The sequence below is a fragment of the Cellulomonas sp. A375-1 genome (assembly GCF_001040865.1).
Lineage (GTDB): Bacteria > Actinomycetota > Actinomycetes > Actinomycetales > Cellulomonadaceae > Cellulomonas > Cellulomonas gelida.
Map to the genome: position 1 here is coordinate 1 of NZ_LFKW01000120.1, position 7,526 is coordinate 7,526.

At 72.5% G+C, this 7,526-nt stretch carries 5 protein-coding genes, 1 tRNA gene and 1 pseudogene; 3 read left to right on the forward strand and 4 right to left on the reverse strand.

The features are described from left to right. Nucleotides 1–69: 69 nt before the first annotated feature. Nucleotides 70–693 (reverse strand): hypothetical protein, encoded by a 624-nt coding sequence (locus CWIS_RS12460; RefSeq protein WP_048343633.1) that lies wholly within the window; start codon nt 691–693, stop codon nt 70–72. A gap of 114 nt (nt 694–807) precedes the next feature. On the opposite strand from CWIS_RS12460, the gene CWIS_RS12465 reads away from it, so the two are divergent. The 3 genes from CWIS_RS12465 to CWIS_RS12475 all read left to right on the forward strand — a co-directional run bounded on the left by CWIS_RS12465 (nt 808) and on the right by CWIS_RS12475 (nt 2,459). Continuing rightward, nucleotides 808–1,149, forward strand: coding sequence for a PadR family transcriptional regulator (locus CWIS_RS12465; RefSeq protein ID WP_048343634.1), 342 nt, complete (start codon nt 808–810; stop codon nt 1,147–1,149). A 14-nt stretch (nt 1,150–1,163) separates the two neighbouring features. Further along, on the forward strand, nt 1,164–1,706 hold the full coding sequence (locus CWIS_RS12470; RefSeq protein ID WP_048343635.1) for a hypothetical protein: 543 nt from the start codon (nt 1,164–1,166) through the stop codon (nt 1,704–1,706). Nucleotides 1,707–1,946: 240 nt separating this feature from the next. Then, entirely contained in the window at nt 1,947–2,459 is a 513-nt protein-coding gene (locus CWIS_RS12475) for a hypothetical protein (RefSeq protein WP_048343636.1), read from the forward strand. Between the two features lie 140 nt (nt 2,460–2,599). Here CWIS_RS12475 and CWIS_RS12480 read toward each other — a convergent pair whose 3' ends face one another. The 3 genes and pseudogenes from CWIS_RS12480 to CWIS_RS18975 form a co-directional block, all read right to left on the reverse strand. Next, on the reverse strand, nt 2,600–6,568 hold the full coding sequence (locus CWIS_RS12480) for an Ig-like domain-containing protein (protein WP_048343637.1): 3,969 nt from the start codon (nt 6,566–6,568) through the stop codon (nt 2,600–2,602). 385 nt (nt 6,569–6,953) lie between these two features. Continuing rightward, nucleotides 6,954–7,026, reverse strand: a tRNA-Ala gene (locus CWIS_RS12485). 81 nt (nt 7,027–7,107) lie between these two features. Next, nucleotides 7,108–7,526: pseudogene (locus CWIS_RS18975) on the reverse strand (hypothetical protein); the annotation flags it as partial.

The following is a 7,526-nucleotide window of genomic DNA, read 5'->3' on the forward strand; positions in this document are numbered from 1 at the left end:
GCGACGGCGGCCGACCGCCCTCCCGGTCGGCCGCCGTCGCGACCCACACCCGCTGCGGCGAGCGGGGCGTCAGTAGATCCCGCAGGTCGCGTCCGCGGTCGAGCTCCCGGAGGACCGACCCTTGACCCGGCCGCACGGCGTCGCGGTCTGCACGACCCACGAGCCCACCCGGAGCTCGAACTTGTGCTTCGAGTACGAGCGGCCCTCGTTCGAGACGACTCCCTTGCCGCTCGCGATCACGCCCTCGTAGTCCCAGCCGGGCGTGGACGTCTCGCCGCCGTAGTCGGCGATGCGCGCGCTCGTCACCGAGCTCCCCGACGAGCACCACGACCCGACGTGGTAGTAGGTGTAGAGCGTGTTGCCCGCCGCGGCCTTGGGCGCCCACGTCCACCGCTGCGACCAGCAGCCCGTCGCGAGCGGCGAGACGCGCAGGCCGGTCAGGCGCGCGGTCAGGAGCGAGCTGACCGCCGCGCCGTCGGTCGGCACCTGCGCCCCGACCACGACGTCGACGGTCGCGGGGAGCAGCGTCGCGAGGAACTGCTCGCGCTCCGCCGGCGTCAGGGTCTCCAGGTACGCGACGAGCTGCGGGTCGAGGTCGTCGCCGACCGTGTCCTCGGCGCGTGCGGCAGAGCCTCCGGCGACAAGCAGCGCCGCGGTCAGCACCGCGGTCACGAGCTTCTTCACGTGGTGCACGAAACCCCCTTGTTGGGTCGACGAACGGCCCTGGCCGCCGCAGGTTCCTACCAAAGCAGAGTTCTTTGCAACAATCACTACCTTGCGCAGCAAGAGACTGCTAGGTTCCCCCACATGGCCGCAGAGTCAGACGCGCTGCTGACGCAGTTGCGCAAGGGGGTTCTGGAGTACTGCGTGCTCGCCTGCCTGCACTCCGGCCGCGCGTACGGGCTCGAGCTGGCGACACGTCTGTCCCGTCACCAGGTGCTCTTCGCGAGCGAGGGCACGCTGTACCCGCTGCTCTCCCGGCTGCGCCGGCTGGGCTGGGTCGAGACCACCTGGCAGGAGTCGACGAGCGGTCCGCCGCGCCGGTATTACGAGCTCACCCCGGACGGACGAACGGCCCTCGAGCAGTTCACCCGTGCGTGGGAACCCTTCCGGCAGGACGTCGACACCGTGCTGGCAGAGTCCCGATGACAAGGACGACACCCATGTCAGAGCACCCGCTGGTCCAGGCCTACCTGGCGGACCTCGACCGCGCCCTCGTCGGGTCCGACCCGCGCGAGCACCAGGACACGCTCGACGCGGTGCGCGAGCACCTCGAGGAGGCGCTCGGGGAGGAACCGACGTCCGACGACGTGCGTCGCGTGCTCGCCGGCCTCGGCTCGGTCGACGCGATCGCCGCGGGCACCACCCCGGTCGTCGCGCCGCCGGCGGTCACGGTCCTGCCCGCCGCGCCTGCGCCCGGCAGGGCGGACCCCGGCGCACTTGTAGCGCTCGTCGCCTCGCTCGTCGCGGTGCTGACCCTGTTCCTCAGCCCGTTCGTCGCGATCCCGCTCGCGCTCGTGGCGCTCGTCGTCGCGATCCTGCGGGTGCGGCGGCCCAGCGGCCGCTCGACGCTCGCCTGGTCCGCGCTCGTCGTCTCCGGCACGACGCTCGTGCTCAGCACCGTGCTGGGCCTCCTGCTCATCGCGGTGGGCGACAGCTCCCCCGAACCCGGCCCGGTGCACAGTGAGCCCGCGGCCGAGCGCTGACGTGGCCGCCCAGCGGTCAGCCGACGCCACGCGGGCCGTCCGCCGCGCGGCGTACCTGCAACGGCGCGCACTGCTCGCGCTGCCGCTGCACCAACGCATCGCGCTCGTCCTGCGCGGTGCGGGATCCCAGCAACCACCGGCGGCACGCACCACGCCGTGACGCCGCCCACCCGACGCGCACCCCGGCTGCGGGGCCGCGTCGGACGACCCGCTCCGCAGCCGCGACCTGAAGGAGTCCCCGTGCACCGCCCGACCGCACGGTCCACCGTGCCAGACACCGTCCCCTCCGCCTGGGCCGCACGCGAACCCGCTCGCGAGCTCCTGGTGATGTCCGCCTCCGCACCCGATCGCTGGACGCCACTGCCGGCGGCTGAGCTCGGACCGCGACTGGCCCGCCTGGAGTCGGGCGAGGCCCTGATCGTCACGCTCGAGGTCACCGACACGCGCCTGGCCCAGGTGGTCCGCGCCGTGCCCGGCGAGGGCACGTGCTTCCTGGTCGAGCTCACCGGGGAGCTCGGCACGCACCAGATCGGCACCAGCAACGACCCGGCGGCAGCCGTCACCGTCCTGCCGCGCGTGACGCGCCGCTGCGGTCACGCACCGCTGGTGCGCGTGGGCCCGGGCTGGCGGCACACCGCCCGGACGGCACCCGCGCTCGTCCTGTCGTGGCTGCTGCGCGGCAACGTCGGCGCGCAGTACACCGTCGCACCCTTCCTGTGCGGGGGCTCGTGCCCGTCGCAGAGGACCGCATGACGTCGCGCCCCCTGCGCAGTACGTGAGGCAGGGTGCGGCTGAGCAGGGGGCAGCCGCACCCGACGCACGACGAGGCCCCGGATCGGGGGAACCGGGGCCTCGTCGTGCTGGTCGTCGACGCGAGCGTCAACGCACTCGCGTCACTTCGTGATCGTCACAGCGTCCGTCCCGGTGCTGGCGGACAGCGTTCCGCTGCCGCCGTAGACGGCCTTGATCTGCAGCGTGCCGACGGCCGTGCCGGACACGGAGACCGTGGCCTTGCCGTTGGCGCCGAGCGTGGCCGTGGTGACGAGCTTCCACGAACCGCCCTGCTGCTTCGTGTAGACCTTCACCGAGGCGCCGGCCGTGGACGCTGCCGGGGTGACCGCGACCGTGGCCGAGATCTTCGCGCGCAGCTTGGCCTTCGACGCGGCCGAGACCGACGTCTTCGTGGCCTTCTTGACCACGCTGACCGCCGTCGCCGGCGAGGTCGACGCGGCGTAGCGGGCGTCACCGGCGTAGACCGCGCGGACCGAGAGGGTCGCGGGGCTCGTCGGTGCCGTGAAGGAGTACGACGCGGTGCCCTTGCTGGTCAGGGTCGCGGTGGTGGCCGTGGACCACGCACCGGTGCCCTTCTTGACCTGCACGGTGACCTTGCCGCTCGGCTTCGTGCCGGCGATCCCGCCGGACAGCGTCACCGTGCCGGACACCTTGCCGCCGACCGTGACCGACGTCGGAGCCGTGGCGGCCGCCGCGGTCGCCCGCTTCGCGATCGTCACGTCGGCCGAGACGGTGCCGCTCGCCGCGACCTTCGCGGTGCCGTCGAACGTCGCGGAGACCGTGTACGACCCGGGCGTGAGCCCGGCCGGCAGCCCGACCTTCGCCGACCCGCCGACGAGCGTGAGCCGCTGCGACGTCGAGCCGTAGGTGAGGGTCACCGTGCCGGTGGTCGAACCGCCGACCGCGACGACCCCGGTGACCGGCGTGCCGTACACCGAGTCGGACGTGCCGAGCGCCAGCGCGATCGTCGACAGGCCCTTGGCGAGCAGGAACGAGACGACCTGCGACGACGAGGACGCGGCCGTGGCCGTCTCGCCGAACGTCGCGGTGATCGCGTGCTCACCGGCGGCGAACCCGTCGGCGACCTCGAGCGTCGCGACGCCCTCGACCACGTCGGCCGTGCCGAGCACGGTCTCGCCGTCGAGGAAGGTGACCTCACCGGCGACCTCGACACCCTCGACGGCCGCCGTCAGCGTGACCGGCTCGAGGATGCCCGGGAGCTCCGGGGCGAGCGAGAGCGTCGTCGACGTGGGCGCCAGCACCGAGACCGTGCCGGTGGCCGTCCGGCCCGAGCCCGCGGCGAGCGCCGTGAGCTCGGCGGTCCCGAGCGCCGCGTCCTGCGAGACGACGAGCGCGGCCGTGACCGTGCCGTCGCCGGCGGCGACGAACGAGCCGACCGGGACGCCACCGAGCGTGAACGCGACCGACTCGGCCGCGCGGAACCCGCTGCCCGTCACCGTGACGGTCTCGCCCGGGCCGACCTTCTCGACGCCCGGGGTGAGCGTGCCGACCGTCGCGGAGAGCTCGGCGCACGGGTCACCCTGCACGCCGTACGCGGGGGCCGGGGTCCCCGCCGTCACGCCGTCGTCCTCGCGGACGACGAGCGGCGCGAACGCGTCGGTGCCCATGACGGCGTTGCTCGTGTTGGTCACCGACACCGTGTAGGTGGTCGTGGCCGCCGAGCTCGCCGCCGCGTCGCCATAGGTGGCGACGGGGACCGTGGTGCACGTCTGGCCCGGGGCGAAGACGACCTTGGCCATCTGCATCCCGGCCTTGGCGGTCGCGGTCGTGCCGCCGATCACCGACACGTAGGCAGTGACGGGCTTCGTCGCGGGCTTCGACAGGACGACCGGGACGAGTGCCTCGTCCGGGCCGTTGCCCTCCTCGACCCGTACGGGCGCCGTGTTGACCGTGACCTCGGTCGTGGCCGTGGCCGTGCCGAGTGCGGACGACGCGAACGCGAGGTCCGTGAGGTACACGCCACCGCTGACCGAGTCGCCGAGGCCGACCGCCGCCTTGATCCGGACCTCACGCACGTCCGTCAGGTCGATGTCCACCGACTCCAGCGGGAGCCGGACCTCGTGCAGCACGATCTTGCCCAGCGTCGTGGGGTTCTGCGTGCTCTGCGGGAGCCGGACCAGGGCATTCGGGTTGAGCGCCGAGACCGCCGTGGTGGAGGTCGCACCCGTGCCGTCGACGAGAGTCACCGTCAGGTCCGTGCCGGCGCCGTACGCGACCGACTCGTCCGGCGAGGCCTTGAGCGTGAGGAACTCGTGCGCCGAGGCGTCACGCGCCGAGCGCGGGACCGAGACGCGGATCTCGCCCGTGCCGTTGGTCCACTGCATGCGGGTCATCGGGCTCGCGGGGACGTCACCGCCGAAGCGGACCGAGGTCCAGTGCGGGAGCTGCGCCGAGGCGAGCGTCGTCGAGCAGTACGGCAGGACCTGCGGGACCGCGCGTCCCGACATCGACGCGCACAGCGTGGCCGTGGCCGTGCCGTACGTGCGCACCGCACCCGCCGTGGTGAACGTCGCGATGTCGGAGCGGGCGGAGGCGGGCTGGGTCGCCGAGACGCGGATGTCGAAGTCCTTGATCGAGTCGACCTTCGCACCCGAGCCGTCGAACATCGGCAGGAACTCGTCCTCGCCACCGACCGTCAGGCGGAACCAGCCGGCCATGAGCGTCGTGCCCGTGTCGTACTGCTCGTCGTCGGTGAGGCGGATGGTCGTGTCGACCGCCGCGCCCGTCGTGCCGCAGACCGAGTCGGTCGAGCGGGCCGAGGTGGCGTTGGTGCCCGACCAGTCGTCGGACGTCGACAGGGAGTACTTCGACGGCGTCCAGACCGTGTTGAAGAAGTTGTGGTTCGCACCCATGACCCACACGTCCGTGCGGAGCACGTCGTCGTCGAACGCGTAGCGCGAGTCGTCGTTCATGTGCTGGCCCTGCTGGCTCGACACGTCGCCGTCGCAGTAGGGCAGCAGCAGCATCGTCGGGATGTTCGGCGTCGTCATGCGGCCGAAGTCGACCGGGGCGAGCGGAAGGATCGAGACGATGTCGAACGGGTCGTCGAGGCCGGCGTTGAGCGTGGCCGCCGACGTGACGCCCTCACCACCGCGCGAGTGGCCCATGAGGCCGATGCGCGAGAAGTCGAGCTTGCCGACGAGGTCGGCGGGCGTCAGCTCGACGATGTCGTCGTCGAGCGCCGCGGCGGGCAGGTCCGCCGTTCCCGCGAGCGCGTCGGCGAGCGTGACGTCGGCGTCGGTCTGCGCGTCGTGCAGCGTCGTCGACTTCCCCTCGTTCGCGTCCTCGAAGATCGAGAGCGTGTCGAGGATCAGCTGGCCGCGCGCCTGCGCGCCGTAGTCGAGCGCGAGCTGGTTGTCGTTCGAGTTGATCGCGTTCGCGCCGATCGAGATCACCGCGTAGCCGTGGCTGGCCAGCGCCTCGGCGGCGCCGTCGTAGCCGGCGTAGCTCGGGATGTTGGTCTGCGTGGGCAGGCAGGGCCAGCGCGCGGGGTTGCTGCCCGCGCCGTTGCACGACGTGTGCCGGCCGTGCAGGAACAGCACGACGGGCGCGGCCTCGTCCATGTCGGGCAGGTAGACCTTGCCCTCGACCTCTCCACGGATGCCGCTGATGCCGGCGAGCTCGATGGCCTGGTTGCCGAAGGAGTACAGCGCCTTGGTGTAGGAGTACTCGCCCGGGACCGACGGGTCGGGCGTGCTCTGCGGCGCGTCGTCGATGTCCTCGGGCTCCGGCGCGGGGTCGACGTCGGCGGGCTTGACCGACGTCGTCCCGGCGTCGCTGAACCAGCCGGCCGTCACGCGCTTCGCCGTGAGGACGGAGGCGTCGTCCGTGAGGGCCGTCAGGGTGCGGCCCGAGGGGGACTCCGTGGCGAGGCCCACGGCCTTGCCGTCGACCAGCAGCGTGGGGGCGTCGCTGCGGATCTCCAAGGGACGGTCGAGGTCGAGCGTGACCTCGTACATGCCGCCGAGGTCGGTGACGGTCCAGTTGTCGCCGGAGGCGACCTCACCGTTCGTGGTCGGGGTGGCGGCAGCGTTCGCTGCTGTGGCCACCGTGGTGAGTGTTCCTGTGGTGAGCGCTACGGCGAGGGCAACCGCCGTGAGTCGGCTCGAGCGCGTCGAGGTTCGCACGTCGTTCCTTTGCTTCCGGGAGGTCCCGACGGGGGCGAACGGGACCGACGCCGACGCTACGAAGCGGCGCGCACGCTAGATGAGGTGCACATTTCCAGCGCGTAAATCATGTGCGGAGCATGTTTTCTGCGCGTTACGCGCCCGGAGCAACTACTACCGAATCACCCAGGAGGCGGCGCTGGTGCGCCGAGCGGCATGACCGGCGACCGAGCTCGCCGTGACCGTGGCAGGGCACGCGTCGGGCCACACGCGGGAGGATCGGGAACGACGAAGGGCCCGGCCGTCTGGCCGGACCCTTCGACATGGGTGGAGCTGAGGGGATTCGAACCCCTGACCTTCTCATTGCGAACGAGACGCGCTACCAACTGCGCCACAGCCCCTTGAAGCGGGCTACAGACTAGCCCACGCAGGCGCCCCAAGAAAAATCGAGTCGGTCGGGTCGGTCGACACGCCGCTCAGGCTCACTGCCCCGACGCACGACGACGCGCGAGCACGGCGTCGAGGTCGATCGAGCCGGTGGTCGCCGGCGCGCTGACCTCGGCGGGCACGGTGGCGGCCGGGGTCGACTCGGCCACCGGCGACGCGACGGCCGCCGCCGTCGAACCCTCGAGGTTCTGCAGCGCGACGGGCTCGCGGCGCGGCGCTTCGGGCTTGAGCGAGTACGTGGGCTTGGGCACCGGGACCGGGGACCACGAGTCGTCGACGACCACGCGCGCGATCATCTGGGTCGGCGAGTCCGACGGGCGCACGGCGTGGCCCGTCACGGTGGGCTGCGGGACGACGCGCGTCGCACCGGTCAGGGCGCGCGTGGCACGGGCCCGCGCCTCCTGCGCGGCGCGCGCGGCCTCGGCCATGCGCTCGGCGAACGCGGCGTCGGCCG

What these genes read in the sequence shown, in the direction of transcription:
- CWIS_RS12465 (WP_048343634.1), top strand. Translation starts at nt 808, where the DNA reads ATGGCCGCAGAGTCAGACGCGCTGCTGACGCAGTTGCGCAAGGGGGTT.
- CWIS_RS12470 (WP_048343635.1), top strand. Translation starts at nt 1,164, where the DNA reads ATGTCAGAGCACCCGCTGGTCCAGGCCTACCTGGCGGACCTCGACCGC.